Below are 26034 nucleotides of genomic sequence, written 5' to 3'. Positions count from 1 at the left end.
CTGCTTGTGTGCCTTCGGCCGTGTCGTGGGCGTCGGGCCGGGTGAGGTCGCGGCTTCGGCGCTCACTTCCCGGCGGGCGAGGCTCCGCTGGGCAGCTTGCACACGGTGTCCAGGCCGAGCACCCGGTTGAGGCGGCCGAACGCCAGCCAGGAGCCGATGCTCATGCTCAGTTCGACGATTTCGAGCTGCGTGTAGTGGGCCGCCATCCGGTCCCAGAACTCCTCGTCGAGCGCGTGGTGGTCGAGGGCGTAGCGCTCGGCGTACTCGGCGGCCAGGCGGGTGCGCTCGTCGAAGGCGTCGGTGGTGGGCCAGTCGGTCACGGCGTCGGCGAAGGTGTCCTCGACCTTCTGCCCGTCGCGCTCGGTCCGCCAGTCGAGGCAGAAGACACAGCCGTTGATCTGCGCGATCCGCAGCCGGGCCGCCTCGAACTCGCGCAGCCCGAGCGTGGTGTGGGCGTACACCGACAGCGAGAAGTGCGAGGCGGCGGGGCCGATTCCGGGCACCATCTCGCCCCAGACGTACTCGATGGCGTCCTTGCCCTCGGGAATGTCGATCCTCATGTCAGCCTCCCCGGGCCCGCGAGCGCGGCGGCGACGCGGCGTCGCCGGGAATGTGGGTGGTCATGTCAGCCTTCCGGGCCTCAGGGGTACGTCGAGGGCGTCGTAGAGGCCGGGTTCCGCCGCCAGGAGCCAGTCGATGGCGCCGATCAGCCTGCCGACGGCGGTGGCGTTGCCGCCCGCGGAGCGGTTGCCGTCCTCGTCGGTGGCCTCGACCGTGACCTCGATCCGCGGGCGGCCCTCGATGACCACCCGGTGCGCGCCGACGCCGTCCGGCGGCGTGGGCCAGTCGGGCGCGCAGGAGGCGTGGATGCGGGTGACGTGCTCGATGACGATGCGGGGCGTGCCGCCGATGACGCCCTGGACCTCGAAGCGGACCGCGCCCTGGGTGCCGGCGTCGAACTTGCCCATCGTCACCGTGCTCACCGTCGCGTCCAGCGCCCGCCGGTCGACGGTCTCGCGGATCTCGTCGAGGTCTACGCCGAGGGCGCGGGCCATGAGCCGTATCTGCCCGCCCCAGACCATGGACGGAATCGTGGGCGCGAGCATGGGCGGCTCGTAGTCCATCGGTTGGCCCATGCCGACCAGGTAGCGGACGGAGTCCTCCTGGTCGTAGGTGGAGTAGTCGAAGATCTCCTGGCAGCGGATGACGTCCACGACGGAGCCGAGGCCGCTGATCAGCAGTGGCAGCACGTCGTTGCCCCAGCCGGGGTCGACGCCGGAGACGAACAGCGAGCCGCCGCCCTCGGCGATGGCCGACAGCACGGGCTCACGGAGTTCGGGCGGGGCGTTGCGCTGGTCGTACAGGGCGTAGAGGGAGGGGGTGACGACGACGGCGCCGGCCCGGATGGCCTTGACGATGTCGGCGAGCGCCTCGTCTGGGCGGATTTCGCCGGAGGCGGCGTACACGACGGCGTCCGGACGGGCCGACAGTGCCGCTTCGGCGTCGGCGCTCGCGGTGACACCGAGGTCGCGGCCGAGGCCGGCGAGTTCTCCTGCGTCGTGGCCGACCTTGTCGGGATTGTGGACGATCACTGCGGTGAGTTCCAGATCCGGGTTGGCCTCGACGGCGCGGATGGCCGCGCGGCCGACATTGCCGGTACCCCAGACCATCGTGGAGACCATGGGCGGAGCGTAGCAAGCGCTTGGTTCGGTGTACAGGGCCTACCATCGAAGTCGGAGGGGGCTGGAGATGAAGATCGGCGAGCTGGCCAGACGGGCCGGTGTGAGCGAGCGGTCGCTGCGCTACTACGAGCAGCAGGGCCTGCTGGTGGCCGGCCGTACGCCCGGCGGGCACCGCGACTACCCCGAGAGCGCGGTCGACCGGGTGATCCGGATTCAGGAGCTGTTCGCCGCGGGGCTGCACAGCAGGAAGATCGCGCGGGTGCTGCCCTGTATGCGCGACTCCGACGGCGGTCCAGCCGCCATCGCCACTCCCGCGCTGGTGGACGAGCTCACGCTGGAACGCGACCGGATCGACCGGATGATCGCCGACCTGGTCCGCTCCCGCGAGGTACTCAACGACGTGATCACCACCGCCGCGGGCAACGACTGACGGCCTCGCCGCGGCACGATCCGGTGGCGCCTCGGTGAGGTGGCTGCTGGGGTGTGCGGCGGGGTGGCGCCCGGTGAGGTGTCCGGCTGGGGGCCGGTCAGGCGTGCGGTGGGGAGGCCGGTCAGGTGTCCGGCTGGGAGGCCGGTCAGACAGGTGGGTGCGGGCGGGGTGCCGGGCCAGGTGGCCGGGTGGGGTGTTCGGGGAGGCGGGTGCTGTCGGTGAGCGGGGGGTGTGGCTCGGTGGGGAAAGGTGGCTTACCGTGTGGCCGCCTTCCTCTTACTGGGCGAACCCCACGGGCGGATGATCCGTGCCGGGATTGTCCCGTAATCGGATGGGAGGAACGTTCCCATCCGCAAGCACCTGGCAGTCGTCGGCCTCACGGCGGCTGCCGCCCTCCTGGGCAGCTCCACCCCGGCGGCCGCCACCACCTCAACGGTGGCCGCCACCTCAACGGCCGTCACCACCTCAACGGTGGCCGCCACTTCGACGGCCGCCGCCTCGACGGCCGCCGCCTCGACGGCCGCCGCCTCGACGGTCGCCACCGCAACGGTCGCCACCGCAACGGCTGCCGCCACCGTCGATCATCGGCCGAGGGTGGTCTAGCTCAGTGGCAAGCAGGAAGTCCCGGGTCCCGGTGACCGAAACGGCTCTGGCGCCTTCTTCTGGCGGGTCAAGGGGTGGCACCTGTGCTACGCCCTTTCCGTGAGGAAGATCCGCCCGGCCACCGCCGCCCACATCCACCGCGGCGCCAGAGGGGTGGCGGGTGCCGTCACCGTCACGCTCAGGACGCCGTCCGACGGGTTCGCGAAGGGCTGCGTCAGGGCGGTGAAGCGGCAGAGCGCCGCCAACGCCGCCACCACGCTCACCTGGAGCGAGCTGCGTGCCATCAAGAGGTGGCCGCACAACTACTACGTGAACGTCCACAACAAGAGGTTCCCGATGGGCGCGGTACGCGGCCAGCTCCGCTGACCCCTGCTCCAGCTCTCCGGGGCGATTGGGGAGTTGCCCCTGCTCCAGCTCCCCGGGGCGGCCGGGGAGCTGGAGCCCGTTCACTCGGCGGCGAGTCGTTCTGCCTCTTCGTGCAGCACCACGATCAGGGCCAACTCCAGTTGCAGGTCGCTGAGCTCCGGTGCCGCGAGGCCGTCAAGCACGCGCATGCGGGCCTCCCTTTGCTGGGAGACGCCTCAGCGGTCACAGGGGTTTACACGGAAGGCTCTTTGAATCTTTCCCAGGCGGACTGCTTGGTCATGCTGAGCGAGGCGCCGATGCGTTCCCAGCTGACGTTGCGGCCTCGCAGGTGCGCTACCCAGTCACGCATGTTGTCGTTGATCTGGGCCTGGACGGCTGCGATCTTCGGCAGGTGGTCGAGGATCTGGTCGTCGCTCATCGTCTCCCACATCGGCAGCCGCGGCTCGGTGCTCTCGGCCAGCTTCTCCTCTTCGAGGATCTGGTCGCACAGGGCCACGCACGAGTCGCAGATGTGGACTCCGGGGCCGGCGATGAGCTTGGCCACCTCGGTGCTTTTCTTGTGACAGAAGGAGCAGTGCAGCTTGTCTTTCCAGTCAGGCATGGCCTGACGCTAACCCGTCAGGCCACTCCTGACAAGTCATCGTCGAGAAGGGCTTTCCGCTCCTCGTGGATGCGGCAGCAAAGGGTGACGTAGGCGTCGAGCACCTTGTCATAGGCGGCGCGCGCCTGGTCGACCTGCGCGCTGAGCGCGACGATCCGCTCGGGGTCGCCCTGACGCTCGGCGTCCGCGAGCATCATGCGCGCCTCCAGCACGATGTCCTCAGCCCTGGTCCTGGTACGGCGGAGCAGTTCCGAACACTCGTAAAGCTCCTTCAGCCGCGCTGAAGTGAGGATGTCCTCGGCCGCGTAAAGCACCTTGGCCTGGGCCACGAGCTGCTTGTAGAGACTGGTTCCCATAACCTGCCACCTCCCGGTCAAGGTTGCCTGAGTGTAGACGCGCGAACCTTGAGCGCGGATCACGGCCGCGGCCAGGGGGTAGGGCACTGTTCCCTTCGGGGTTGTTCTTATCCTCCGGGTGGAAGAAGAGCGTTCCTGAACGGAATTCGATGCTCCACATAGCCGCTCATTAGGCGCTTTAGCCCGAAATTTCGCCAGGTGCGGCGGAGGAAAACGGCGCACCAAGAGGCCCGATCGCCCACGCGAGAGCCGTTCCTCGTCACATACTGAAACGAAGTGCAAGCAGATTGTGACGGCTGAGGGGCGCGGCTGTGGCTGATACGACGACGGGGTGCGACGAGGATGCGGCGGACGTCAGCGTCATCATCCCGGCCCACAACTGCCGGACCTACCTCGACCGATGTCTGACCTCCGCGCTCATCCAGCGCGTGAAGAAGGAGATCGTCGTCATCGACGACGGCTCCGACGACGGCAGCGCCGAACTGCTCGACCTCTACGCGACCTACCACCGCAGCATCGTCAAGGTCGTCCACCAGCCCTGCTCGGGCGGCGCCGGCAAGCCGCGCAACGTCGGCCTGGAGCACGCCACCGGCCGCTACGTCTTCTTCTGCGACGCCGACGACTACCTCGGCGCCGAGGCGCTGGAGCGCATGGTCGCGATGGCCGACCGCAACGGCTCCGACATCGTCCTGGGCCGCATCGTCGGGCATGGCAGGCGGGCGCCGGTGTCGATGTTCCAGCGCAGCGCCGACCGGGTGGAGCTCGGCGAGAGCGCCGTCTACAACAGCCTGAGCTGCTTCAAGCTGTTCCGCAGGGAGATGCTGGAGCGCCACACGATCCGCTTCGCCGAGAACCAGCTCATCGGCGAGGACATCCAGTTCTCCGTGCACGCCTACTGCCACGCCGAGACGATCTCCGTGGTCGCCGACTACGACTGCTACCACCTCACCGCCCGTCCGGACGGCAGCAGCATCATGCAGCAGCCGGGCAGCCGCGACCCCATTTCCTGGCTCACGATGATCCGGGCCCCGATCGAGCTCATGACCCGGCACATCGGGCCGGGTCCGCTGCGCGACCACCTGCTCAGGCGGCACTTCAGGCTCGACGCCTTCGCCCAGCTCGGCGCGCCGTTCCTGGAGGCCGACGACGTCCAGCGCAAGGACATCGCGGCCGAGGTGGCCGCGCTCTGCGACGAGTACCTCACCCCCGGCGTGGCCGAGCGGCTCAACAGCACCGACCGCCAGCGCCTGGCCGCCCTCGGCGACATCGAGCGCCTGCTGCGCCTGGCCGACATCGAGAGCGCGACCGTGCTGCGGCGGCTGACCGGGCTGCGCTGGGAGGCCGAGCGGCTGCTGGTCACCGGTACGGCCCGGCTCGAAGGCATGCGCGACAACGACGGCGTCTCGGTCGTCCTGCGTGCCAGGCACGACCCGGCCGGCGAGCAGGTGGTCCCGGCCGAGTGCGAGGGCGGCGAGTTCACGGTGCGCATCGACCCGGCCCAGCTCGCCTCGGGCGTGTGGGACGCCTACGTCGCGGTCGAGCTGGAGGGCGTGACCCGGCTGGGCAGGCTGGGCGCCAACAGGGAGGGCGGTCTGGCCAGGCCGTCGCCCCGGCTGATCGGCAACGTGGTGGCGCTGCCGTACTTCACGAGGGACAACGGGAACCTCAGCCTCGACGTCGGCGGGCATGTGCTGGCGGTGCCCGGCAGCGTCCGCATCACCAGGACGCGCTGGGGGCTGGGGCACCGGCTGCTGCTCGACGGCGAGATCACGGTCGGCGGGTCGGCGGTGGAGGCGGGAGCCGTACGCGGGCTGGTGTGGAAGGAGCGGCGCACGGGCAGCGAGCGGACCGAGCGCGTGACCGCGCTGCCCGGCGGGGCCTTCGCGGCGCGGCCCGCGGTGGGCCGGTTCGCGCCCGGCACCTGGGACGCCTACCTGGAACTGGAGCTCGGCGGGCCGCCCGCGCGCTTCCGCATCGAGACCGGCGCGGTGGGGGTGCCCGCGGCGCGGCGCTGGTGGCGGGGCGCGGTGCTGCGCAGCGTGCGGCCGTACGCGACCTCGGGGCGTGGACGGCTGAGCACGGTCGTGCGGAAGCTGACGCCGCGGGCGATTCTCCGGAGAATTCTTGGCTAAATGCCATCTATGTGCAGGTGCAAGGCGATGCCTTATCGTAAGGACGTTATCCCCCCTTACTGAGAGGCAGGAGTCGTGCACGTTCCCGATGGCTTCTTCAACGCGGCGGTGTCCGTCTCCGCCGGGGTCGTCGCGGCAGCGGGGGTCGCGGTCTGCCTGCGCGGCGCCCGGCGCGAGCTCGACGACCGGACGGCGCCCATGGCGGGCCTGGTGGCGGCGTTCATCTTCGCCGTCCAGATGCTGAACTTCCCGGTCGCCGCCGGCACCAGCGGCCACCTGCTCGGCGGCGCGCTCGCCGCGATACTCGTCGGGCCGTATACGGGCGTCTTGTGCGTGGCCGTGGTGCTGCTGGTCCAGGGCCTGTTCTTCGCCGACGGCGGCCTGACCGCGCTGGGCGTCAACATCACCATCATGGGCATCGTGACCGTCCTGGTCGGCTGGGGCGTCTTCCGGCTGATCACCCGGTTCGCCGCGGGCAAGGGCGCGATCACGGTCGCCGCGTTCCTGGCCGCGCTCGTCTCCGTGCCCGCCTCGGCGCTGGCGTTCACGGCCCTGTTCGCGATCGGCGGCACCGCGCCGATCGAGGTCGGCGCGGTGGCCGCCGCGATGGGCGGCGTGCACGTCCTGATCGGCATCGGCGAGGGGCTGATCACCGCGGTGACCGTCGGCGCCGTCCTGGCGGTCCGCCCCGATCTCGTGTACGGCGCGGCCGGCCTGGCCAAGCCGCTCGTGCTGCGCGGCGCCGACGGTTCCATCACCGAGGCCGCCGGAAAGCCGGAGACCACCGAAAGGGCCGGGGTGCGGCCGTTCGTGCTGGGCGGGCTCGGCGTGACGCTGATCCTGGCGGGCGTGGTCTCCTTCTTCGCCTCCTCCTCGCCCGACGGCCTGGAGCGGGTGGCCGAGGACAAGGGGTTCATCGACCAGACCACCGACCACCTGTTCGGCACGTGGGCGCTGGCCGACTACGGCGACGTCGGCGGCATTCCGGTGGGTGTCGCGGGCATCATCGGCGTCGGCCTGACGCTGCTGGTGGCGGCCGGCATCGCGTACGCGGTGCGCAGCCGTAAGGTCAAGGCACAGGCGTAGGTCATGGGCGCGGGCCACCACCACCAGCTCTACCGGCCGGGCGGCTCCCTCGTGCACCGGCTGCCGGCGCAGTGCAAGCTGCTCGCGGTCCTGGCCTTCGCCATCGTGGTGGTGGCCACGCCCCGCGAGGCGTTCTGGGCGTTCGGGTGCTACGCGGCGCTGCTCGGGGTGGTGGCGGCGGTGGCGAGGGTGCCGCTGACGTTCGTCGCGCGGCGCATGGTGATCGAGCTGCCGTTCGTCCTGTTCGCCTTCCTCATCCCGGTCATCGGGATGGGGGAGCGGACCACCGTGCTCGGGCTCTCGCTGAGCGTGCCCGGCCTCTGGGCGGCCTGGAACATCCTGGCCAAGGCCTCGCTCGGGGTGGTCGCCTCGATCCTGCTGGCCGCCACGACCGAGCCGCGGGCGGTCCTCATGGGCGCGCAGCGGCTGCGGGTGCCGTCGCTGCTGGTGCAGATCGCCATGTTCATGCTGCGCTACATGGACGTGATCGTGGACGAGATGCGCAGGATGAAGGTCGCCAGGGAGTCGCGCGGGTTCGAGGCGCGCAACATGCGGCACATCCCGGTGATCGCGCGTTCGGCCGGGGCCCTGTTCATCCGCTCCTACGAACGGGGTGAGAGAGTGCATCTGGCGATGCTGAGCCGGGGGTACGACGGCCGGATGCCGGTCGTGCAGGAGATCTCGGCGAGCGTGCGGCAATGGGCGATCGCGCTGGCGCTGCCCGGCGGGGCGCTGGCCGTACTGGGGATGATGGCGTGGTGAACTACTCGCTGGAGGTCAAGGACCTCGCCTACGCCTACCCCGACGGGACGCAGGCGTTGTTCGGGGTGGACCTGGCCGTCGCGCGCGGCGAGCGGGTCGCGCTGCTGGGGCCCAACGGCGCCGGCAAGACGACGCTCGTCATGCATCTCAACGGCATCCTCACCGCCGGGCACGGTACTGTCACCGTCGCGGGCACCCCGGTGCGCAGGGACACGGTCAAGGAGATCCGCCAGCGCGTCGGCCTGGTGTTCCAGGATCCCGACGACCAGTTGTTCATGCCGACGGTCCGCGACGACGTCGCCTTCGGCCCCGCCAACGCGGGACTGCGCGGCGAGGAGCTCGAACGCCGGGTCAAGGACGCGCTCGACCGGGTCGGCATGCTGGAGTTCGCCGACCGGCCGCCGCACCACCTGTCCTTCGGCCAGCGGCGGCGGGTGGCGGTCGCGACCGTGCTGGTCATGGAGCCGGAGATCCTCGTGCTGGACGAGCCGTCGTCCAACCTGGACCCGGCCGCGCGCAGGGAACTGGCCGAGATCCTGCGCTCGCTGGAGGTGACCGTGCTCATGGTGACGCACGACCTGCCGTACGCGCTGGAGCTGTGCGAGCGCTCACTCATCCTGTCGGGCGGCGTGATCGCCGCCGACGGGCCCACGCGCGCGCTGCTCGCCGACCCTGACCTGCTCGCCGCGCACCGCCTTGAGCTGCCGTACGGCTTCGCTATACCCGCGGAACGTGGATGATGATCAGCCGGTCCCCGGCCTGCAGGGTCTGGGCCTGCGGGTCGGCGTAGGTCAGCAGGTCGCCGCCACGGGCCACGGCGACGACCATGCCGTCGCACTCGGCCGGTTCCTTGCCCACCTCGTCGGCGGTGACGGCGCGCTCGTACAGGTCCAGGCCCTTGCCGAAGACCAGGAAGTCCTCGATGAGCGCGCTGATCGCCGGGCTCTGCGTCGCCACGCCCAGCATCCGGCCGGCGGCCTCGGAGGAGGTGATGACCACGTCGGCGCCGCTCTGCCTGACCAGCGGGTCGTTCTCGGCCTCGCGCACCGCCGCGACGATGGTCGCAGACGGGTTGAGGCTGCGTGCGGTGAGCGTGACCAGGGCCGCGGTGTCGTCGCGCTGGACGGCGATGATGACCTGGGCGGCCGTCCTGATGCCGGCGCGGTTGAGCACCTCGCTGCGGGTGGCGTCGCCCTGCACTCCCACGAACCCGTCCGCCGTCGCCTCCTCGACCAGCGCGCGGACCGGGTCGATCACCACGATCGACTCCTTCGTGCGCTCGTTCTCCAGCAGGGTGCGGATCGCCGAGCGGCCCTTGGTGCCGTAGCCGATGATCAGCGTGTGATCGTGCAACCTGGACCTCCAGCGTCTGATCCGGAAAACGTCGCGGGTGCGCTTGGTGAGCACCTCAAGGGTGGTGCCGACCAGGATGATCAGGAAGGCGACGCGCAGCGGGGTCACCGCCACGATGTTGACGATCCGGGCGGTGTCGCTGACCGGGGTGATGTCGCCGTACCCGGTGGTGGAGAGCGAGACGGTCACGTAGTAGAGGGCGTCGAGCGGCGAGACGGCGCCGTCGGCGTTGTCGTGGTAGCCGTCCAGATCGACCGCCACCAGCAGGAACATGGCGGCGAGCACGCCCAGGGCCAGTGCCATGCGCCGCAGGACCGCGCGCAGAGGGCTCATCGGCGCGGAGGGCAGCTGTACGCCCGGCTCCGCCTCATCCTCCCGCATAGGGGCTGATCGTAGTTTGTGCATGCCCGCTTATCGGGGATGTCCAAGTACAGTGGCTCATCGAGGAGGGGCCGAACATGAAGCTGCGGCTTGCGCGACACTCGATGGGCGATGCCGTGGTGGTGGCCGTCGAGGGTGAACTCGATCTGTTCACCGCGCCCTTCCTGCGCGACGAGGTGCGCGACGCCATCAAGCAGGACAGCGCGCGGCTGGTGCTCGACCTGCAGCAGCTGTCGTTCATGGACTCCAGCGGGCTGTCGGTGCTGATCGAGGCGTGGCGGCTGGCAACCGGCGAGGGCGGCGGCGTGTCCCTGGCCGCCCCGCAGGCGCCCGTGGCCCGCATCCTGCGTACCACCGGCCTTGACCGGCGGATCAAGGTCTACTCCGACGTCGACAGCGCCGTCGGCGGCATGTGACCGCGAATTAACCCACCCCGAGTAGAACTTCATTCGGTTGTCGGGTTAGGGTCCGGGATATGGACGTCAACGGATCTGCAGCAATCATCTCCGGCGGTGCCAGCGGCCTCGGTGAGGCCACCGCCCGCGAGCTGGCCGCCCACGGCGCGACCGTGGTCATCGCCGACCTCAACGAGGAGCGCGGCAAGGCCATCGCCGACGAGCTCGGCGGAGTCTTCGTCAAGACCGACGTGTCGGACGAGGAGCAGGTGCAGGCGGCGGTGGACGCCGCCGTGGCGACCGGCAAGCCGGTCCGTGTGATCGTGAACAGCGCCGGAATCGGCTGGGCCGAGCGGACCGTCAACCGCGACGGCGCGCCGCACAGCCTCGGCAGCTACCGCAAGGTCATCGAGGTGAACCTGATCGGCACGTTCAACCTCATGCGCATCGGCGCGGCCGCCATCGCCAAGACCGAGCCCGCCTCCGAGGACGGTCACCGCGGTGTCGTCATCAACACCGCCTCCGTGGCGGCGCTGGAGGGCCAGACGGGTCAGCTCGCCTACTCCGCCTCCAAGGGCGGCATCGTGGGCATGACGGTTCCGGCCGCGCGCGACCTGGCGGCGATCGGCGTACGCGTGAACACGGTCTGCCCCGGCATCATCGACACCCCGATCTACGGCTTCTCGCCGAACTCCGAGGAGTTCAAGGCCAAACTGGTGGCTCCGGTGGTCTTCCCGAAGCGCATGGGCCGTCCCGACGAGTTCGCTCACCTGGTCCGCTCGCTGATCGAGAACGACTACATGAACGCCGAAGTCGTCCGCTTCGACGGCGGCATCCGCTTCCAGCCCAAGTGAGGTCGCGTGTCTGACTCTGAGGTTCTCGTCGAGGAATCCGGCAACGTCGCCGTCATCACGATCAACCGGCCGCGGTCCCGCAACGCCGTCAACGGCGCGGTGGCCCGCGGCATCGCCGCGGCGCTGGACGAGCTCGACGCCCGCTCCGACATCTCGGCCTACGTCCTGACCGGGGCGGGCGGCACCTTCTGCGCAGGAATGGACCTCAAGGGCTTCCTGTCCGGCGACTTCCCGGTGGTCGAGGGCCGCGGCTTCGGCGGCCTGGCCGAGGCGCCGCCGAAGAAGCCGCTGGTCGCCGCCGTCGAGGGGTACGCGCTGGCCGGCGGGTTCGAGCTGGCGCTGTCCTGCGACGTGATCGTCGCCTCCGAGGAGGCCAAGTTCGGCCTGCCCGAGCCCAAGCGCGGCTTGGTGGCCGGCGCCGGCGGCGTCATGCGGCTGCCCCGCCGCATCCCCTACCACGTGGCCATGGAGATCGCCCTGACCGGCGACCACTACCCGGCCGCCCGCCTGTACGAGCTGGGTCTGGTCAACCGGATCACCCCGGCGGGCGGCGCCCTTGAGACGGCGCTGGAACTGGCCGGGAAGATCGCCGCGAACGCCCCGCTGGCACTGGCGGCCACCAAGAAGGTGATCATCGAGTCGCAGGACTGGTCCCTGGAGGAGATGTTCACCAGGCAGGGCGCGATCGTCGGGCCGGTGTTCGGCTCGAAGGACGCGATGGAGGGCGCCGCGGCCTTCGCCGAGAAGCGCGCCCCGAGCTGGAAGGGCGAATAGAACAGAGGGCCCTCTCCGTTGAGAAGAGGGCCCTCTACGCATGTGTGGCGATTCCTGCGTACGGTAAAAGAGAAGTCAGTCGACCCCGCAGGAGCGCGCATGAACGGCCAGCCCGAAGGACGGTCCCGCTTCCGTGGCATGCTCGCCGAAGCCGCGGGCGCCGTGATCTTGCTTGTCGTGGCGGTCGCCGCCATGTGGGCCATCGAAGTCGCGGACTACGTCCTGCCGGCCAACCTCGACGACTACGGCATCGCCGGCTGGCAGCCCTCGGGCCTGGTCGGGATCCTGTTCGCGCCGTTCCTGCACGTCGGCTTCGGCCATCTGATGGCCAACTCGCTGCCGTTGCTCATCCTGGGCTTCCTGGCGGCGGTGCGCGGTCTCGGCCGGTTCGTGGCGGCCAGCCTGCTGATCATCATCATCGGCGGTCTCGGCACCTGGCTGACCACCCCGATCGGGACCGTCGCGGTGGGCGCCAGCGGCCTCATCTTCGGCTACTTCGGCTATGTGGTGGCCCGCGGGATCTTCGACCGCAGTGTTCTCGACATCGTCATCGCGGTGGGCGTGGCGATCGCCTATTACTCGATGCTGCTCGGCGTGCTGCCGAACCAGCCCGGCATTTCCTGGCAGGGCCACCTGTTCGGGCTCATCGCCGGCGTGGTGTCGGCGTGGGTGCTGCGCCGGCGCCGCAACACCCTCACCGCCTACTAGTGCACCAGGTCCCTGGTCCGCTCGGCGGGCGAGTGGGACAGCAGCCGGTCGATCCACGCCAGCCCGATCGCGGAGGCCACGAAGGCCAGGTGGATGAACGTCTGCCACATGATCTTGTTGTCGGGGATCCAGCGCGCCTGGATGAACGTCTGCAGCAGGTGCACCGACGAGATGCCGATGATCGCGGTGCCCAGCTTGACCTTGAGCACGTTGGCGTTGACGTGGGAGAGCCACTCGGGCTCGTCGGGGTGCCCGTTGAGGTTGATCCGTGAGACGAACGTCTCGTAGCCGCCGACGATGACCATGATGAGCAGGTTGGAGATCATCACGACGTCGATCAGCGCGAGCACGGAGAGCATGACGATGACCTCCATGCTCGGCGGCTCGCCCTCGGTCAGCTTGGCGAAGCTCGCCGCGACCGGCGAATGGCCGGAGTCACCGGTGGCGACCGTCTGGATCAGGTGCCACAACTCGACCAGGAACTGCCAGACGTAGACGCCCTGCGCCACGATCAGCCCCAGGTAGAGCGGCAGCTGCAGCCAGCGGCTGGCGAACATCAGGTACCCCAGGCCCAACGGCCGTCTGGGATGGGACGTCACTCCGGTCAACCCCCGTCACGTGCGTGCGTTCTCGCACAACTTTACGGAATCTCGACATCACTGGTCGCCGCGGGGGTTTTCCGGCAAGAATGTTTCCTGTGGCAACCCTGGGATCCCTGGAACGCGCGATCATGGACGTGTTGTGGGACGCCCGTAAACCGCTGCTCGTCAGGGAAGTCCTGGCCAGGTTGAACAAGGACAGGGCGCTGGCCTACACCACGGTTCAGACCGTGGCCGAGCGGTTGCTGAAGAAAGGGCTGCTGGTGCGCACGCCGTACCGTAACGCCTTCAGGTACGCGGCGGTGCACAGCAGGGACGAGCACGTCACCAGGCTGATGCTCGAAGCCCTGTCGGCCAGCACCGACAGGCTGCCGGTGCTGGCGCGCTTCGCGCAGAGCGTCGAGGACGCCGACGCGCTCGCCCTGCTGGAGGAACTGGCCAGGCGGACGGGTCAGAGGCGCTCGACCACGTAGTCGACGCAGGTCGTGAGCGCCTCGATGTCGGCCGGGTCGATGGCGGGGAACATCGCCACGCGCAGCTGGTTGCGGCCGAGCTTGCGGTAGGGCTCGGTGTCGACGATGCCGTTGGCGCGCAGCGTCTTGGCGACCGCGGCGGCGTCGACGTCGTCGCTGAAGTCGATGGTGCCGACGACCTGCGAGCGGAACTCCGGCGCGGCGAACGGCGTCGCGAACGAGGACTTCTCGGCCCACGTGTAGAGGCGCTGGGACGAGTCGGCGGTGCGGGCGGTGGTCCAGGCCAGGCCGCCGTTGGCGTTCATCCACTCGATCTGGTCGGCCAGCAGGAACAGCGTGGCCACCGACGGGGTGTTGTAGGTCTGGTCCTTCGCCGAGTTGTCGACGGCGACCGGCAGGCTGAAGAACTCGGGCACGTAGCGGCCGGAGGCGGCGATCTCCTCGACGCGGGCCAGCGCGCGCGGCGACATGATCGCGATCCACAGGCCGCCGTCGGAGGCGAAGCTCTTCTGCGGGGCGAAGTAGTAGACGTCGGTCTCGGCGATGTCGACGGGCAGCCCGCCGGCGCCGGAAGTGGCGTCGACCAGCACCAGCGAGTCGTCGGAGCCGACCCGCCCGATCGGCATCGCGACGCCGGTCGAGGTCTCGTTGTGCGTCAGGGCGTAGACGTCGACGCCCTCTTCGAGCACGGCCTCCGGGTGGGTGCCGACCTCGGACTTGATGATCGTCGGGTCGCCGAGCCAGGGCGCCTTGCTGACGACGGCGCCGAACTTGGAGGAGAACTCGCCGAACGACAGGTGCTGCGACCTCTCGCGCACCAGCCCGAAGGCGGCGATGTCCCAGAACGCGGTGGTGCCGCCGTTGCCCAGCACGACCTGGTAGCCCTCGGGCAGCGAGAACAGGTCCGCGAGGCCGGAGCGCACGCGGCCGACCAGGCTCTTGACCGGCTTCTGGCGGTGGGAGGTCCCCATGACGCTCGCCCCGGCGGAGGCGAGCGCGGCCAGCTGCTCGGGACGAACCTTCGAGGGCCCGCAGCCGAAACGGCCGTCGGCGGGCTTGATGTCAGCGGGAATCACGATGTCAGCCACCTGCATAAGCGTACTGAGCCGTGACGGATGGCTTGGCCCGGGTCCGGGATTTGAGACACGATGTGGGCCTTGCGATCGATGGGGCAGCGACGCGGCCGATCCGCGGAACGTGATTGCGGGGATCATTCGACGGCCGGCGTTCTGGCGGGCCGACCCACCCCTCCCGGTGGTGCTGGTGTCCGGCGAGGACGCCTTCGAGGCGGCGACGTGGCTCGCGCGGCCGTACGAGCGTGGCGCAAGGCCGTCCGGCTGAGCGTGCCCCGGCTGCGGGTCAACGCGCTGACTCCGGCCCCGGCGGCGGCCACGCCGTACACGGCGAAGAGATGGCCGAGCCAGGCCCGTGCGGTGGGCTACTGGCCCGCGGTCGGGCTGCTGCTGGTGCTTCCCGCGGTCTGGGTCGTCTGGACGCAGCAGGAGCGCGACGCGCGCTGCGGCGGGCCGGCCTGGGTGGAACGGCGGGGCGCGGAATGCGTGGGGATCGTCAACGCCGAGGCGGCCACGCCGGAGACCATGTTCGGCGGCGAGATGGCGAGCCTGATCAAGAAGATCGACGCCAACAACGGGTACGCCGTCAGCTCGGGCAGGTATGTCAGCATCGTGTTGTTCGGCGAGTTCTCGATCAGGATGTCGGCGGACGGCGGTTAGGCGGCCACGAAGGATGCTCTGTGCAGGGGGCTGCCGGACGACGCTCCGGCGGGCGTGAAAGCGCCGTGACCTGACGTACGGCTGCCACACGCCATGGCAGCCGTACGAAGCAGGCTTCAGATGAGGCCGGCGACCTCGGAGGCTCCGGGCACGTCGCTCAGGGGGCGGGTGGCCGGGCCGGTGTAGTTCGCGCTGGGGCGGACGAGCCTGCCCGTGCGCTTCTGCTCCAGGATGTGCGCGGCCCAACCGGCCGTGCGGGCGCAGGTGAACATGGAGGTGAACATGTGCGAGGGCACCTCGGCGAAGTCGAGGACGACGGCGGCCCAGTACTCCACGTTGGTGGCCAGCACCCGGTCGGGCTTGCGGGCGTGCAGTTCTTCGAGCGCCGCCGTCTCCAGCGCCTGCGCGACCTCGTAGCGGGGCGCGTCGAGCTCCTTGGCGGTACGGCGCAGCACACGCGCACGCGGGTCCTCGGCGCGGTAGACGCGGTGACCGAAGCCCATGAGGCGGTTGCCCTTGTCCAGCTCGCTCTGGACGTACTTCTTGGCGTCGCCGAGCTGCTCGACGCCTTCGATCATGTGCAGCACGCGGGCGGGGGCGCCACCGTGCAGGGGACCGGACATGGCGCCCACGGCGCCGGAGAGAGCGGCCGCCACGTCGGCGCCCGTGGAGGCGATGACGCGGGCGGTGAACGTGGAGGCGTTCATGCCGTGCTCGGCGGCGGAGGTCCAGTAGGCGTCGATGGCCTTGACGTGCTTGGGATCAGGTTCGCCGCGCCAGCGGACCATGAACCGTTCGACGATGGTCTTGGCCTCGTCGACGCGGCTCTGCGGCACCATCGGCAGGCCGAGGCCACGCGCCGACTGCGCCACGAAGGAGAGGGCCATGACGGAGGCGCGGGCGAGGTCGTCGCGTGCCTGGTCGTCATCGATGTCGAGCAGCGCCTTGAAGCCATAGGCGGGAGCCAGCATGGCCAGGGCGCTCTGTACGTCTACGCGGATGTCACCGGAGTGAACGGGGATCGGGTACGGCTCCGCCGGGGGCAGACCCGGCTGGAACTTGTTGTCGACCAGCAGGCCCCAAACGTGCCCGAACGGGACACGGCCGACCAGCTCCTCGATGTCGACGCCCCGGTATCGAAGGGCGCCCCCCTCTTTGTCCGGTTCCGCGATCTCGGTCTCGAAAGCTACTACGCCTTCGAGGCCGGGTTTGAAGTCGGACATTCTCGGCCGCCTCCCTTTCTTGATGTCGAGATACCGGCGCGTCAATTTAACCCCCTGCCGTCCAGTGCTTCGTCTTCGGGCACGCCGAAACGCAATCACCGCTGGTGGGGGCGGTTGTGTGGGATCGCCACCAAGCGCGCAAGAATACCGTCTCGTGGATGCCACCTCGCTGTCAGGGCTGCGCCGCTCGTACGAAGGCGAGCCCCTGCTGGAAGCCAACGTCGCCGCCGACCCCATCGCCCAGTTCACCGTCTGGTTCCAGGAGGCGCTCGACGCCGGCCTGCCCGAGCCCAACGCCATGGTCGTCGCCACCGCCTCCGCCGGCGGGCGGCCCAGTGCCCGAACGGTCCTGCTCAAGGGCTACGACGAGGACGGTTTCGTCTTCTTCACCAACTACGAGTCCCGCAAGGGCCGCGACCTGGCCGAGAACCCGCGCGCGTCGCTGCTGTTCCCCTGGCACCCGATCCGCCGCCAGGTGCGCGTCGAGGGCTCCGTCGTACGGCTGTCGCACGAGCGCTCGGCCGAATACTTCAACTCCCGCCCGTACGGCTCCCGCATAGGCGCCTGGGCCTCCAGGCAGTCGGCCGTGGTCCGATCCAGGGAGGACCTGGACCGGCGCTACGAGGAACTGGCCGCCCGCTGGCCGGAGGATCCGCCGGTGCCGGACTTCTGGGGCGGCTACCTGGTGGTGCCCGGCGAGATGGAGTTCTGGCAGGGCCAGCTGGACCGGCTGCACGACCGGCTCCGGTACCGGCGCGCGCACCCCGGCTGGGAGCTGGAGAGACTTGCCCCTTAATGTGCCTTAGGTGGCAATCGGGGATTTGATCAAAAGGTACCTTGTCGACACCCGGCCACTGCAGGTCCCCGCCTACCGGCGGCTTTGGATCGGCCAGACCGTCTCCCACGTCGGTCTGGGCGTGACCGTGGTGGCCGCCAGTCAGCAGGTGTGGGTGCTCACCCACTCCTCCCTGTGGGTCGGCTTCCTCAGCCTGGCCAACCTCATCCCGCTCGTCGTCTTCGGTCTGTGGGGCGGCGCCGTCGCCGACGCCATGGACCGGCGCAAGCTGCTGCTGATCGGCTCGCTCATCGCCTGGGCGAGCACCCTGCTCATCCTCCTGCAGGCTCTGCTGGACCTGCGCAACGTCTACCTGCTCCTGGGTCTGATGGCAGTCAACGCGACGGGGTTCGCCATCACCTCGCCCACCAGGGGCGCCATCATTCCGAGGATCCTGCCACCGGAGCGCGTACCGGCGGCCAACGCCCTGCAGTCGCTCGTCTTCAGCGTGGGCGCGGTCGCCGGCCCGATGCTCGCCGGGGTGGTGATGGCCGCCTCCGGGTTCGCGGCCGCGTACGCGATCGACGCCGTGTTGTTCAGCGCCGGGCTCTACGCCGCGATCAAGTTGCCGCCGCTGCCGCCCGTCGGCGAGGTCACCCGGCCGGGCGCGCGGGCCGTCCTGGACGGGCTGCGCTACATCCTGGTCACGCCGGTGCTGCTCATGTCGTTCGTCGTGGACATCATCGCGATGGTGTTCGCGCTGCCCAGGGCGCTGTTCCCCGAGCTGGCCGCCACCCGGTTCGGCGGCTCGGAACTGGCGCTCGGCTGGCTCAACGCGGCCATGGCGCTCGGGTCGTTCGCGGGCGCGCTGTTCTCCGGCTGGGTCGGCCGGGTCAGCAGGCAGGGGCTCGCGCTCGTCCTCGTCATCGCCCTCTGGGGCCTGTCGGTCGCGGCCGCCGGGCTGGCGCAGTCGCTCTGGCTGGTGGTGGGGTTCCTGGCGCTGGGCGGGGCGGCCGACGTGGTGTCGTCGGTGTGGCGGCAGTCGATCCTGCAGCTCTACGCGCCCGACGAGATGCGCGGCAGGCTGCAGGGCGTCTTCATGGTGGTGGTCGCCGGCGGGCCGCGGCTGGGGGACGTCCGCGCCGGGGCCACCGCGACGGTGTTCGGGCTGGCCGGGGCCTGGGTGGGCGGCGGTCTCGCGTGCGCGGTGGCGGTGTTGCTGGTGGGGCTGGCCGTACCGGGATTCAGGAACTACCGCTCGCAACGGCGGTGATCGGGAAGGAACCGGGCCGCACTATTGTTCCCGTCCTTTGCCATCGTCGGTCGATCTCCCAATAGGGTTCCCTTTGACCTCTGTGCCCGCCGCGGACGGGCTCAGTCCCCGCCGGACCGGCGTAGCATCAAGATGGGAGGAGCCTTGACCGCACACGGCCTGATCGACACCACGGAGATGTATCTCCGCACGATCTACGAACTCGAAGAGGAGGGCATCGTCCCTCTTCGCGCCCGCATCGCCGAGCGGCTCCAGCAGAGCGGCCCGACAGTGAGCCAGACCGTCGCCCGTATGGAACGTGACGGCCTGGTGAAAGTCGAGGGCGATCGCCACCTCGCGATGACCGACCTCGGCCGCACGCTGGCCACGCGCGTCATGCGCAAGCACCGCCTCGCCGAGTGTCTGCTGACCCAGGTCATCGGGCTGCCGTGGGAGGAGGTGCACATCGAGGCCTGCCGCTGGGAACACGTCATGTCGGAATCGGTGGAGAGCCGCCTGGTCACGCTGCTCGACAACCCCACGGTCTGCCCGCACGGCAACCCCATCCCCGGGCTGGCCGAGCTTGGCGCGCACGAAGCGGATGAAGCAGCAGATAAGCCCCTGGAGGCCATGGCCGATCTTGCCGGACCCCGCGATATGGCGGTTGTCGTGCGGCGAATTAGCGAACAAGTGCAAAGCGATCCCGCTGTGATGCTTAAACTCAAGCAAGTTGGGATACAACCCGGACGCGAGGTGACGCTCGCGGCGAGCGACGACGGTGTGCGGGTGACAGGTGACGGAGACGCGAACGGAACTCCCGCGGAACTTCCGCGTGAGGTTGCCGCGCACGTTTTCGTCTCCAGGCGCTGACGCGCGAGCTTCTGCTTGGTTGAATCCCTCAAGGGAGAACCCTCCACTCCCCCCGGCCATGACTGTTGCAGGAGCGCCCGTGGTTCGCTTTTCGCATAAGCCTCCCCGAGGAGTGGTCTCCGGATGAAGCGATGGGGGGATCTGTCACCGGACGCGGCTGATCATTTGGCAGCCGGGTCGGTGCTGGATCACGCGGAGATGGCCGTCGTCGTGACGGACAGGTTCAGCAACCTGCTCTACTGGAACCCCTTCGCGGAGAAGCTGTTCGGCCGCCCCGGCAAGTCGTCGAGCAGGGAGACGTCCGTCCTGTCCCTCGGGATCATGGAGAAGGACCACCCGCTCGCGATCGAGCTGGCCAAGCACGTGCTCAAGGGCGGCGTGTGGGAGGGCACCTTCGACGTACGGCGCGGCGACGGCACCATCATCTACGTCCGGGCGCAGGCGGTGCCGCTGCGCCACCCGTCCGGCTCGGTGACCGGCATCGTCATCACCGCCCGCGAGGCCCTGCGCAGCAACGAGCGCGAGAAGGACCGCTTCGGCCTGCTGGAGCGCATCGGCGAACGGCTGGCCGGCTCCCTCTACGTCGAGGAGACGCTGAAGCGGGTCGCCGAGATGCTGGTCCCGCAGTTCGCCGACCACTGCTTCATCGAGCTGATGGAGGGCGAGCGCCTGGTGCGCCGCGTCTCCCAGCACGTGCAGGGCTGGACGCCGCCGCCGGGCACGTGGAAGCCGGTGGGCGCGGAGATCCGCTACCCCTCCGGCCACTACGCCGACACCGCGATGCGCCGCCAGGAGACGATCCTGGTCGAGGACTTCGCGTCCAGCAGCTTCCCGGCCCCCCACGAGGGCAGCGCCCAGCTGTGCGGCGAGGTCGGCATGACCTCGGCCATCGTCGCCCCGCTGTGCGTGCGCGGGGAGACGCTCGGCCTGATGTACCTCGGGCTGTCCAACCTCACCGACCGCCGCAGCCCCCACTACGACGCCTTCGACCGCGACTTCGTCGGGGCCATCGCCACCCGCGTCGCGCTCGCGATCGACAACGCGCTGCTGTTCGAGGAGGAGCGGCACACCGCCGAGTCCTTCCAGAAGCACCTGCTGCCGCGCGCGCTGCCGCAGCTCGACGGCCTGGAGATCGCCGTCCGCTACTACCCGGCGGCCCCGCTCGCCTCCCACGGCCAGGGCATCCAGACCCAGGTGGGCGGCGACTGGTACGACGTGATCCCGCTGTCGGCGGGCCGGGTCGGCATCGTCATCGGCGACGTCGAGGGCCGTGGCGCCAAGGCCGCGGCCATCATGGGCCAGTTGCGCGCCGCGCTGCGCGCCTTCGCCCAGGACGACAAGTCGCCCGCCGACATCCTGGCCAGGCTCGACGAGTGGACCCGCATCATCGCCACCCCCGAGCAGGACGACAACGGCACCGAGGTGAGCATCCCGCCGATCGTCACCTGCCAGTACCTCGTCTACGACGCGTGGTCGCGCCAGCTGTCCTTCGCCAACGCCGGCCACGCGCCGCCGTTGCTGCTGGTCGACGGCCAGTGCCTGGAGATGGACATCGAGGAGGTCGGCCAGCCACTCGGGGTGCGGGCCAAGAACCTGCACGCCGACCTGGTCTACAAGGAGGAGACCCGCACGCTGCCGCCCGGCGCCGCGCTGCTGCTCTACACCGACGGGCTGGTCGATCGCCGCCCCGCCCGCGACGGCCGCGTCCCCACCGACGAGGAGACGCTGGGGATCCTCTGCGAGAAGCTGGCCAAGGCCACCGGCGACGACGTCGAGCGTGTCGCCGACGCCGCCACGGTCGCGGTGCCGGGCGAGATCGACGACGACATGGCGATCCTGGTGCTGCGCTCCAGCGACATCGACCTGGACGTCGAGGAACGCACGTTCCCCGCCCAGCCGATCATGGTCGGCGAAGCCCGGCGGATGGCCGCCGAGGCCTTCACCGGCTGGAACGTGCCCGAAGAGCGCGCCGAGCTGGCCTGCCTGCTGGTCTCGGAAGTCGTCACGAACGTGGTGCTGCACGCGGCCACGGCGAGCGTGCCGCGCCGGGAGCTGGTGGTCGAGGGGCCGCCGCTGCCGTTCGAGGAGTCCTGGGACGTACCGTTCGAGGACGAGATCATGGGCGACAAGGAGTTCACGCTCCGGCTGCGCAGGGGCGAGGAGTCGGTCTGGGTCGAGGTGTTCGACCAGGACCTGCGCCTGCCGCGCATCCGCAGCGCGGGCGAGAACGACGAGGGCGGGCGCGGCCTCTACCTGGTCGACCAGCTCGCCAAGCGGTGGGGTTCGCGCCCGACCAGGGAAGGCAAAGCGGTCTGGTTCGAGATTCCCACGCGCAGCCGCTGAGTGGTTGACTCGTCGGCATGGAGCTGGCCTTCGAACGCCGTGGCACGGGCGCGCCGCTGATCCTCATCCACGGCATCGGGCACCACTGGCAGGCCTGGTTGCCGGTGCTCGACCGGCTCGCCGCCGCTCGCGACGTGATCGCGGTCGATCTGCCCGGCTTCGGGGTCTCGCCGGGGTTGCCGGACGGCACGCCGTACACCGCGGAATCACTCGCGGACGCCGTGGAGTCCTTCTGCGCGCTGATGGGGGTGCGCGAGCCGCACGTCGCGGGCAACTCGCTCGGGGGCTACATCGCGCTGGAGCTGGCTTCCCGCGGAGTCGTCCGTACGGCTGCCGCCCTCTCGCCGGCCGGCTTCTGGTCGCGCTCGGAGCTGGTGTGGTGCCAGACGGCGCTGCGCGGGCTGCGTTCGACGGCCCGGTCGCTGCCGTATGAGCAGGCGGCCAGGGCGGCGGAGAACCCGCTCGGCCGGGCGATGTCGGCGGGCCTGCTGGTCGCCCACCCGTCGCGACTGACGCCGACCGCGTTGATGGCGGCCACACAGGCGCTGGCCGGGGCGGCCGGGTTCGACGAGACGCTGGAGTCGTTCACCAACCTCATGCCGCCCGCCCCGCCCAAGTCGCCGATCACGATCGCGTGGGGCGAGCACGACCGGCTGCTCCCGCGCAGGCAGGCGGTGCGCGCGGCCAAGTGGTCGGGGCAGCGGGTGAAGCTGCTCAAGGGCTGCGGGCACCTGCCGATGAGCGACGATCCCGGCCTGGTGGCCCGTGTCATCCTCGAGTCCTGCTGAATCGAGCGCGCTTTCCTGACGTGGCTCGTAAACTGTGAGTGATCACTCGGGGACGCACGCCTGACGAGCCGGCAGGACGTGATGGCGCACTTCGTGGACGATTCCTGGCGACACCTGGTCATGGACGACTGCCTGCTGCGCGAAGGCGGGCAGGAGCTGCCGATCGTGGTGCTGCTCGGCCCGCCGGGCACGGGCAAGGGCGCGCTGGCCTCGGACGTCCGCGACAGCGTGGCGGTGGAGCCCGCGTCACCGGGTGTCCGGGTGAGCCTGCGTGATCAGGACGACGAGCTTCTGCCGGTGTCGCGGATCGTCGCGCGCGTGGCCCACGGGCTGATGCGGAGCTCCCGTGTGAAGCTGCCCAGGGTCGTGTTCACCCTGCACGTGCTGGCGTTGCGGCCGGGTGAGCGCCCGGACCACGAGGTGGAGGGGGAGCTCGACCGGCTGGTCGACGGCACGGCGCCCAATCCGCCGGAGTTCCTGGACCCGCTGCGCGAGCTGCTCGGGCTGGTCCCGCGGGTCGGGCCGTTTCTGGCTGTGGGCGTGTCGTTGCTCCGGCTGACGCTGGTACGCGAGCGGATCGCGGTCAGGCAGCTCAACCGCAAGGGCAGGACGTGGCTGACCGCGCAGCTTCCCGAGGGCAACCTGGTGACCCTGGCCAGACAGCATCAGCGCGGGGGCGCCGACCTGACGGGTGCGCCCGCGATGGTCCTGTGCCAGGCGCTCCTCGCCGACCTGCGTGAGGAGTACGCCAAGCCGGGGCGGCATCCGCGCAACTGCCTGCTGGTGCTGGAGGGCGCCGAGACCGTGGGCGGCCGGGCCTTCCTCAAGGCGCTCAGGTCGGCCAAGGGCGACGACCCTCTGGTGGTCGTGGCGACCGCGCGATCCTGGGTGCCGGTGGGCGGGACGTGGGCGCGGCCCGGCCTGGGCGCGGCCGGCAGGCCGCAACCGCCCACGCTGCCCGAGGCCGGCCACTCCGGCTGGCTCGCCCACCGGGCCGAAGGCGAGGACCGGTGGTGGTATCCGGTGCTGATGCCGCCGCTGCCCACAGTGGAGAGCGGGCGGCGCTACGCCGACGCGATCGACCGGCTCACCGGCGGGCACCGGCAGACCGCCCTGGAACTGCTCGACTGGGCCGGATCGGCGCCCGACGACGACGCGTTCCGCTCGATCCTCCACCAGAAGGAGGCGCTGCGCTGGCCGGGGTGGCTGCACCTGCCTGACCGCGAGCAGTTGTCCGGCTGGGCGGCGGCGCGGCACGTGGAGGACGCCGAGAACGCGCTCAGCGCCCGGCCGAACCTGCGCGACCGGCTGGCCGACGCCCTCTGGCTGACGCACGACGGCGAGCTGGGCACGGTCATCCACCCCTGGTTGAGGCGGTTGCTGCTGCACAGGCTCAGCCAGGAGCAGTGGGATCGGACGCACGAGCTGCTGGAGTCCTTCTGCCGCGACCGGGAGGCCGAAGGCCGCGACGGGCAGACCAAGGGCCGCGACGGGCAGGCCGAAGGTCGCGGCAGGGAGGCCGACGGCTTCTACCACGCCCTGGCCCGCGTACGGCCCGGCGACGCCGGCGGGCATCTGGCCCGCGTGACCGCCTGGCTGGACGGCCGGTTCGACGAGCTCGACGCGCGGGGCGCGCTGCCGGAGTGGATCGCCCAGTTCAACCTGGTGACCACGGCTCCGAGCCGGCTGCCGCTTGAGCGGGATCTGGAGGACCTGTACGACGCGCTGGTGACCGGCTCGGCGAAGGGGCCCGACGACTGGAGGGCGAGGATCAGGACGCTGGTCGTGGACCGCTGGTTCTGGAACGACCCTCTCCTCGACCCGTCCGGACGGCGGCGCGCGGACATCGCGTACGGCCTGATGGAGCTGCGCGATCGCTCGAAGGCGAGCAAGTCCGTGCTGAAGCGGGAGGCTGACCGGTATGTCACGTCCTGATCGATCGCGGGTCCTGAAGTCCTTCACCCGTGCGCGGCGCCGGCGGCGGATCGTGCTGGCGGCCTCGATCGCGGCGCTGGCGCTGGTGGCGGGCATGGTGGTGAGCATCGTGGTGCGGACCACGCCGCTGACCGACGATCCCGGCGCCTTCGGCGAGGACCTGACCGAGGTGATGGAGCGCATCCGGCTGGAGAACGCCGAGGTCGAGAAGAAGCATCCTGACGCGCACGTCACGATCGTCGCGCTGCTGCCCATGTCGGGGGAGGTGCCGGAGATCTCGATGTCGCGCCAGACGATCCGGCACGGGTTGCAGGGCATCCATCTGGCCCAGCTCTGGCGTAACCGGCTGGAGCAGTCGCCCCCGTACGTCAAGGTGCTGGTGGGGAGCAACGGGCCGGACGACTGGGAGGCGACCTTCGCCGACCTCGAACGGCGGGCGGCGGGCGAGCGCGTCGTGGCCGTGACCGGGCTGGGCGCGAGCACGGAGAGCACGCGCAAGTCGGTCGCCGACCTGAGCGAGCGGTACTACGGAATGTCCGCGGCGGTGATCACCTCCGACGAGTTCGGGCCGTTCAAGGGCCTGGCCAGGGTCGCGCCGCTCAACGGCGACCAGGCCAAGGCGGTGCTGCGGCTGGCCAGGCACACCAACCCGGTTCTGAAGGCGATCGTGGTCAAGGACAGGAACCGGGGTGACAGCTACACCAAGACGCTCGGCGACCACTTCACCCGGGAACTGGAGGACAAGGAGCTGGAGGAGACGCTCACGTTCGACGCGGGGGCCGGCTCGCCGGGAACGGTGCTGGGGCTCAACGCGGAGCGCGTCTGCACCTCGGAGGCCAACACGGTCCTGTACGCGGGCCGCGCGGACCACCTGCCGGCGCTGATGGCCGGGCTGAGCAGGCACGCGAGGTGCGCCGACCGCGGCATCACGGTGATCAGCGGCGACGACGTGGCGGAGCTGACCGGGCCGGTCAAGCAGCCGATGTGGGGCGATCAGGCGATCCGGCTCTTCTACACCGCGCTGGCGCACTCCCAGGGGGTCACGCAGCCGGGCGGGCCGGTCATCGACGACATGAAGAAGCGCTTCGGTGACGAGAGCCCGACCGCCTACCGCGCCCTGTACCCCAAGGAGTCGCTGGACGACGGCATGGCCATCGTGCACCACGACGCCATGTACCTGGCGATCAGGGCGGTGGAGAAGTTCGCCGGGGAGCTGCCGACCGCGCGGGACATCGCCAGCGTGCTGACCAGCGGCACGCTGACACTGGCCGGCGCCAGCGGGCCGTTCACGATCGGCGACGGCGGCGACCCGGTGGGCAAGAACATCCCCGTGCTGCAGCTCGGGCCGGACGGGAGCGCGACGTTCTACCGCTGGGCCGACCCGGCTAGCGCATCGTCTGTCCCCAGACCAGGAGCATGACGATGATGAAGACCAGCATGACGCCGACGTAGCCGACGGGGCCCAGCCGTAAGGACCGCCGGACACGGTTGAGACCCCAGGCGAACAGCAACGCCAGGAAAACCAGGAGGATCAGGCCGCCGTCCATAGGGCCAGTATGG

Annotated in this window: 28 protein-coding genes and 1 pseudogene; 19 read left to right on the top strand and 10 right to left on the bottom strand. The window is 70.2% G+C overall.

Annotation, left to right across the window (positions count from 1 at the left end):
- Nucleotides 1-62 precede the first annotated feature (62 nt).
- A complete protein-coding gene (locus ACIBI5_RS50295; RefSeq protein WP_397258295.1) occupies nucleotides 63-560 on the bottom strand; it encodes a carboxymuconolactone decarboxylase family protein in 498 nt (165 codons plus the stop codon).
- A 60-nt stretch (nucleotides 561-620) separates the two neighbouring features.
- On the bottom strand, nucleotides 621-1682 hold the full coding sequence (locus ACIBI5_RS50290; protein WP_397258293.1) for a dihydrodipicolinate reductase: 1062 nt from the start codon (nucleotides 1680-1682) through the stop codon (nucleotides 621-623).
- A 67-nt stretch (nucleotides 1683-1749) separates the two neighbouring features.
- Between ACIBI5_RS50290 and ACIBI5_RS50285 the strand changes: the two genes are divergently transcribed.
- On the top strand, nucleotides 1750-2112 hold the full coding sequence (locus ACIBI5_RS50285; RefSeq protein WP_397258291.1) for a MerR family transcriptional regulator: 363 nt from the start codon (nucleotides 1750-1752) through the stop codon (nucleotides 2110-2112).
- Nucleotides 2113-2366: 254 nt separating this feature from the next.
- Here the strand turns inward: ACIBI5_RS50285 and ACIBI5_RS50280 are convergent, their stop codons facing one another.
- The gene (locus ACIBI5_RS50280; RefSeq protein ID WP_397258289.1) at nucleotides 2367-2687 is read right to left on the bottom strand and encodes a hypothetical protein; all 321 of its coding nucleotides are present in this window, start codon (nucleotides 2685-2687) and stop codon (nucleotides 2367-2369) included.
- Nucleotides 2688-2727: 40 nt separating this feature from the next.
- Here ACIBI5_RS50280 and ACIBI5_RS50275 point away from each other — a divergent pair.
- A pseudogene (locus tag ACIBI5_RS50275) lies at nucleotides 2728-3081 on the top strand (CHRD domain-containing protein); the annotation flags it as partial.
- 232 nt (nucleotides 3082-3313) lie between these two features.
- Here ACIBI5_RS50275 and ACIBI5_RS50270 read toward each other — a convergent pair.
- Nucleotides 3314-3682: a ClpX C4-type zinc finger protein gene (locus ACIBI5_RS50270; protein ID WP_397258287.1), complete on the bottom strand. Its 369-nt coding sequence runs from the start codon at nucleotides 3680-3682 to the stop codon at nucleotides 3314-3316.
- A 17-nt stretch (nucleotides 3683-3699) separates the two neighbouring features.
- Complete coding sequence (locus tag ACIBI5_RS50265; protein WP_397258285.1) at nucleotides 3700-4038, bottom strand: hypothetical protein; 339 nt, start codon at nucleotides 4036-4038, stop codon at nucleotides 3700-3702.
- 311 nt (nucleotides 4039-4349) lie between these two features.
- Here ACIBI5_RS50265 and ACIBI5_RS50260 point away from each other — a divergent pair, with 311 nt between their 5' ends.
- The 4 genes from ACIBI5_RS50260 to ACIBI5_RS50245 all read left to right on the top strand — a co-directional run bounded on the left by ACIBI5_RS50260 (nucleotide 4350) and on the right by ACIBI5_RS50245 (nucleotide 8758).
- Nucleotides 4350-6170 (top strand): glycosyltransferase family 2 protein, encoded by a 1821-nt coding sequence (locus ACIBI5_RS50260; RefSeq protein WP_397258283.1) that lies wholly within the window; start codon nucleotides 4350-4352, stop codon nucleotides 6168-6170.
- 75 nt (nucleotides 6171-6245) lie between these two features.
- Nucleotides 6246-7256, top strand: a complete 1011-nt coding sequence (locus ACIBI5_RS50255) for an energy-coupling factor ABC transporter permease (protein ID WP_397258281.1) — start codon at nucleotides 6246-6248, stop codon at nucleotides 7254-7256.
- Between the two features lie 3 nt (nucleotides 7257-7259).
- Nucleotides 7260-8018, top strand: coding sequence for a cobalt ECF transporter T component CbiQ (gene cbiQ, locus ACIBI5_RS50250; RefSeq protein ID WP_397258279.1), 759 nt, complete (start codon nucleotides 7260-7262; stop codon nucleotides 8016-8018).
- Nucleotides 8015-8758 (top strand): energy-coupling factor ABC transporter ATP-binding protein, encoded by a 744-nt coding sequence (locus tag ACIBI5_RS50245; protein ID WP_397258277.1) that lies wholly within the window; start codon nucleotides 8015-8017, stop codon nucleotides 8756-8758. The genes cbiQ and ACIBI5_RS50245 overlap by 4 nt, the downstream gene beginning before the upstream one ends.
- Here ACIBI5_RS50245 and ACIBI5_RS50240 read toward each other — a convergent pair.
- A complete protein-coding gene (locus ACIBI5_RS50240; protein ID WP_397258275.1) occupies nucleotides 8736-9752 on the bottom strand; it encodes a potassium channel family protein in 1017 nt (338 codons plus the stop codon). The genes ACIBI5_RS50245 and ACIBI5_RS50240 overlap by 23 nt on opposite strands.
- Before the next feature lie 77 nt (nucleotides 9753-9829).
- Here ACIBI5_RS50240 and ACIBI5_RS50235 point away from each other — a divergent pair, with 77 nt between their 5' ends.
- From ACIBI5_RS50235 to ACIBI5_RS50220, 4 genes are all read left to right on the top strand, one after another.
- Nucleotides 9830-10168: an STAS domain-containing protein gene (locus ACIBI5_RS50235; protein ID WP_184958158.1), complete on the top strand. Its 339-nt coding sequence runs from the start codon at nucleotides 9830-9832 to the stop codon at nucleotides 10166-10168.
- Nucleotides 10169-10227: 59 nt separating this feature from the next.
- The gene (locus ACIBI5_RS50230; protein ID WP_379614671.1) at nucleotides 10228-11001 is read left to right on the top strand and encodes an SDR family NAD(P)-dependent oxidoreductase; all 774 of its coding nucleotides are present in this window, start codon (nucleotides 10228-10230) and stop codon (nucleotides 10999-11001) included.
- A 6-nt stretch (nucleotides 11002-11007) separates the two neighbouring features.
- A complete protein-coding gene (locus ACIBI5_RS50225; RefSeq protein WP_397258273.1) occupies nucleotides 11008-11775 on the top strand; it encodes a crotonase/enoyl-CoA hydratase family protein in 768 nt (255 codons plus the stop codon).
- 99 nt (nucleotides 11776-11874) lie between these two features.
- Entirely contained in the window at nucleotides 11875-12483 is a 609-nt protein-coding gene (locus tag ACIBI5_RS50220) for a rhomboid family intramembrane serine protease (protein WP_397258271.1), read from the top strand.
- On the opposite strand, the gene ACIBI5_RS50215 is transcribed toward ACIBI5_RS50220, so the two are convergent.
- Complete coding sequence (locus ACIBI5_RS50215; protein WP_397258269.1) at nucleotides 12480-13040, bottom strand: TIGR00645 family protein; 561 nt, start codon at nucleotides 13038-13040, stop codon at nucleotides 12480-12482. The two genes, ACIBI5_RS50220 and ACIBI5_RS50215, sit on opposite strands and share 4 nt — an antisense overlap.
- Nucleotides 13041-13180: 140 nt before the next feature.
- Between ACIBI5_RS50215 and ACIBI5_RS50210 the strand changes: the two genes are divergently transcribed.
- A complete protein-coding gene (locus tag ACIBI5_RS50210; protein ID WP_379614663.1) occupies nucleotides 13181-13555 on the top strand; it encodes a BlaI/MecI/CopY family transcriptional regulator in 375 nt (124 codons plus the stop codon).
- Here the strand turns inward: ACIBI5_RS50210 and serC are convergent.
- A complete protein-coding gene (serC, locus tag ACIBI5_RS50205; RefSeq protein WP_397258266.1) occupies nucleotides 13534-14649 on the bottom strand; it encodes a phosphoserine transaminase in 1116 nt (371 codons plus the stop codon). The genes ACIBI5_RS50210 and serC overlap by 22 nt on opposite strands.
- A gap of 201 nt (nucleotides 14650-14850) precedes the next feature.
- Here serC and ACIBI5_RS50200 point away from each other — a divergent pair, with 201 nt between their 5' ends.
- Entirely contained in the window at nucleotides 14851-15288 is a 438-nt protein-coding gene (locus ACIBI5_RS50200) for a hypothetical protein (protein ID WP_397258264.1), read from the top strand.
- A 116-nt stretch (nucleotides 15289-15404) separates the two neighbouring features.
- On the opposite strand, the gene ACIBI5_RS50195 is transcribed toward ACIBI5_RS50200, so the two are convergent.
- On the bottom strand, nucleotides 15405-16511 hold the full coding sequence (locus ACIBI5_RS50195) for a citrate synthase 2 (protein WP_379614659.1): 1107 nt from the start codon (nucleotides 16509-16511) through the stop codon (nucleotides 15405-15407).
- Nucleotides 16512-16665: 154 nt separating this feature from the next.
- Between ACIBI5_RS50195 and pdxH the strand changes: the two genes are divergently transcribed.
- The 7 genes from pdxH to ACIBI5_RS50160 all read left to right on the top strand — a co-directional run bounded on the left by pdxH (nucleotide 16666) and on the right by ACIBI5_RS50160 (nucleotide 25894).
- Nucleotides 16666-17307, top strand: a complete 642-nt coding sequence (gene pdxH, locus ACIBI5_RS50190; protein WP_397258262.1) for a pyridoxamine 5'-phosphate oxidase — start codon at nucleotides 16666-16668, stop codon at nucleotides 17305-17307.
- 10 nt (nucleotides 17308-17317) lie between these two features.
- Nucleotides 17318-18559: an MFS transporter gene (locus ACIBI5_RS50185; RefSeq protein ID WP_397258260.1), complete on the top strand. Its 1242-nt coding sequence runs from the start codon at nucleotides 17318-17320 to the stop codon at nucleotides 18557-18559.
- Nucleotides 18560-18703: 144 nt separating this feature from the next.
- Nucleotides 18704-19408: a metal-dependent transcriptional regulator gene (locus ACIBI5_RS50180; RefSeq protein WP_184958140.1), complete on the top strand. Its 705-nt coding sequence runs from the start codon at nucleotides 18704-18706 to the stop codon at nucleotides 19406-19408.
- A gap of 123 nt (nucleotides 19409-19531) precedes the next feature.
- Nucleotides 19532-21751 carry a SpoIIE family protein phosphatase gene (locus ACIBI5_RS50175; RefSeq protein WP_397258258.1) on the top strand — a complete coding sequence of 740 codons (2220 nt, stop codon included), beginning with the start codon at nucleotides 19532-19534 and terminating at the stop codon, nucleotides 21749-21751.
- A gap of 17 nt (nucleotides 21752-21768) precedes the next feature.
- The gene (locus tag ACIBI5_RS50170) at nucleotides 21769-22539 is read left to right on the top strand and encodes an alpha/beta fold hydrolase (RefSeq protein ID WP_397258256.1); all 771 of its coding nucleotides are present in this window, start codon (nucleotides 21769-21771) and stop codon (nucleotides 22537-22539) included.
- A 93-nt stretch (nucleotides 22540-22632) separates the two neighbouring features.
- A complete protein-coding gene (locus ACIBI5_RS50165) occupies nucleotides 22633-24474 on the top strand; it encodes a hypothetical protein (protein ID WP_397258254.1) in 1842 nt (613 codons plus the stop codon).
- On the top strand, nucleotides 24461-25894 hold the full coding sequence (locus ACIBI5_RS50160) for a hypothetical protein (protein WP_397258252.1): 1434 nt from the start codon (nucleotides 24461-24463) through the stop codon (nucleotides 25892-25894). The genes ACIBI5_RS50165 and ACIBI5_RS50160 overlap by 14 nt, the downstream gene beginning before the upstream one ends.
- On the opposite strand, the gene ACIBI5_RS50155 is transcribed toward ACIBI5_RS50160, so the two are convergent.
- The gene (locus tag ACIBI5_RS50155) at nucleotides 25860-26021 is read right to left on the bottom strand and encodes a hypothetical protein (RefSeq protein ID WP_379614647.1); all 162 of its coding nucleotides are present in this window, start codon (nucleotides 26019-26021) and stop codon (nucleotides 25860-25862) included. The genes ACIBI5_RS50160 and ACIBI5_RS50155 overlap by 35 nt on opposite strands.
- Nucleotides 26022-26034 lie beyond the last annotated feature (13 nt).

This window comes from Nonomuraea sp. NPDC050540, from assembly GCF_044457485.1.
Taxonomy (GTDB): Bacteria; Actinomycetota; Actinomycetes; order Streptosporangiales; family Streptosporangiaceae; genus Nonomuraea.
The sequence above is the reverse complement of the archived record's forward strand: the minus strand, read 5'-3'. Positions and strand labels throughout refer to the sequence as shown.

Excerpts from the sequence above, each read along its gene's own strand:
- ACIBI5_RS50295 (WP_397258295.1), bottom strand. The coding sequence starts at position 560 with ATGAGGATCGACATTCCCGAGGGCAAGGACGCCATCGAGTACGTCTGG.
- ACIBI5_RS50290 (WP_397258293.1), bottom strand. The coding sequence starts at position 1,682 with ATGGTCTCCACGATGGTCTGGGGTACCGGCAATGTCGGCCGCGCGGCC.
- ACIBI5_RS50285 (WP_397258291.1), top strand. The coding sequence starts at position 1,750 with ATGAAGATCGGCGAGCTGGCCAGACGGGCCGGTGTGAGCGAGCGGTCG.
- ACIBI5_RS50270 (WP_397258287.1), bottom strand. The coding sequence starts at position 3,682 with ATGCCTGACTGGAAAGACAAGCTGCACTGCTCCTTCTGTCACAAGAAA.
- ACIBI5_RS50265 (WP_397258285.1), bottom strand. The coding sequence starts at position 4,038 with ATGGGAACCAGTCTCTACAAGCAGCTCGTGGCCCAGGCCAAGGTGCTT.
- cbiQ (WP_397258279.1), top strand. The coding sequence starts at position 7,260 with ATGGGCGCGGGCCACCACCACCAGCTCTACCGGCCGGGCGGCTCCCTC.
- ACIBI5_RS50240 (WP_397258275.1), bottom strand. The coding sequence starts at position 9,752 with ATGCGGGAGGATGAGGCGGAGCCGGGCGTACAGCTGCCCTCCGCGCCG.
- ACIBI5_RS50235 (WP_184958158.1), top strand. The coding sequence starts at position 9,830 with ATGAAGCTGCGGCTTGCGCGACACTCGATGGGCGATGCCGTGGTGGTG.
- ACIBI5_RS50230 (WP_379614671.1), top strand. The coding sequence starts at position 10,228 with ATGGACGTCAACGGATCTGCAGCAATCATCTCCGGCGGTGCCAGCGGC.
- ACIBI5_RS50220 (WP_397258271.1), top strand. The coding sequence starts at position 11,875 with ATGAACGGCCAGCCCGAAGGACGGTCCCGCTTCCGTGGCATGCTCGCC.
- ACIBI5_RS50215 (WP_397258269.1), bottom strand. The coding sequence starts at position 13,040 with ATGTTCGCCAGCCGCTGGCTGCAGCTGCCGCTCTACCTGGGGCTGATC.
- serC (WP_397258266.1), bottom strand. The coding sequence starts at position 14,649 with ATGCAGGTGGCTGACATCGTGATTCCCGCTGACATCAAGCCCGCCGAC.
- ACIBI5_RS50195 (WP_379614659.1), bottom strand. The coding sequence starts at position 16,511 with ATGTCCGACTTCAAACCCGGCCTCGAAGGCGTAGTAGCTTTCGAGACC.
- ACIBI5_RS50175 (WP_397258258.1), top strand. The coding sequence starts at position 19,532 with ATGAAGCGATGGGGGGATCTGTCACCGGACGCGGCTGATCATTTGGCA.
- ACIBI5_RS50170 (WP_397258256.1), top strand. The coding sequence starts at position 21,769 with ATGGAGCTGGCCTTCGAACGCCGTGGCACGGGCGCGCCGCTGATCCTC.
- ACIBI5_RS50160 (WP_397258252.1), top strand. The coding sequence starts at position 24,461 with ATGTCACGTCCTGATCGATCGCGGGTCCTGAAGTCCTTCACCCGTGCG.
- ACIBI5_RS50155 (WP_379614647.1), bottom strand. The coding sequence starts at position 26,021 with ATGGACGGCGGCCTGATCCTCCTGGTTTTCCTGGCGTTGCTGTTCGCC.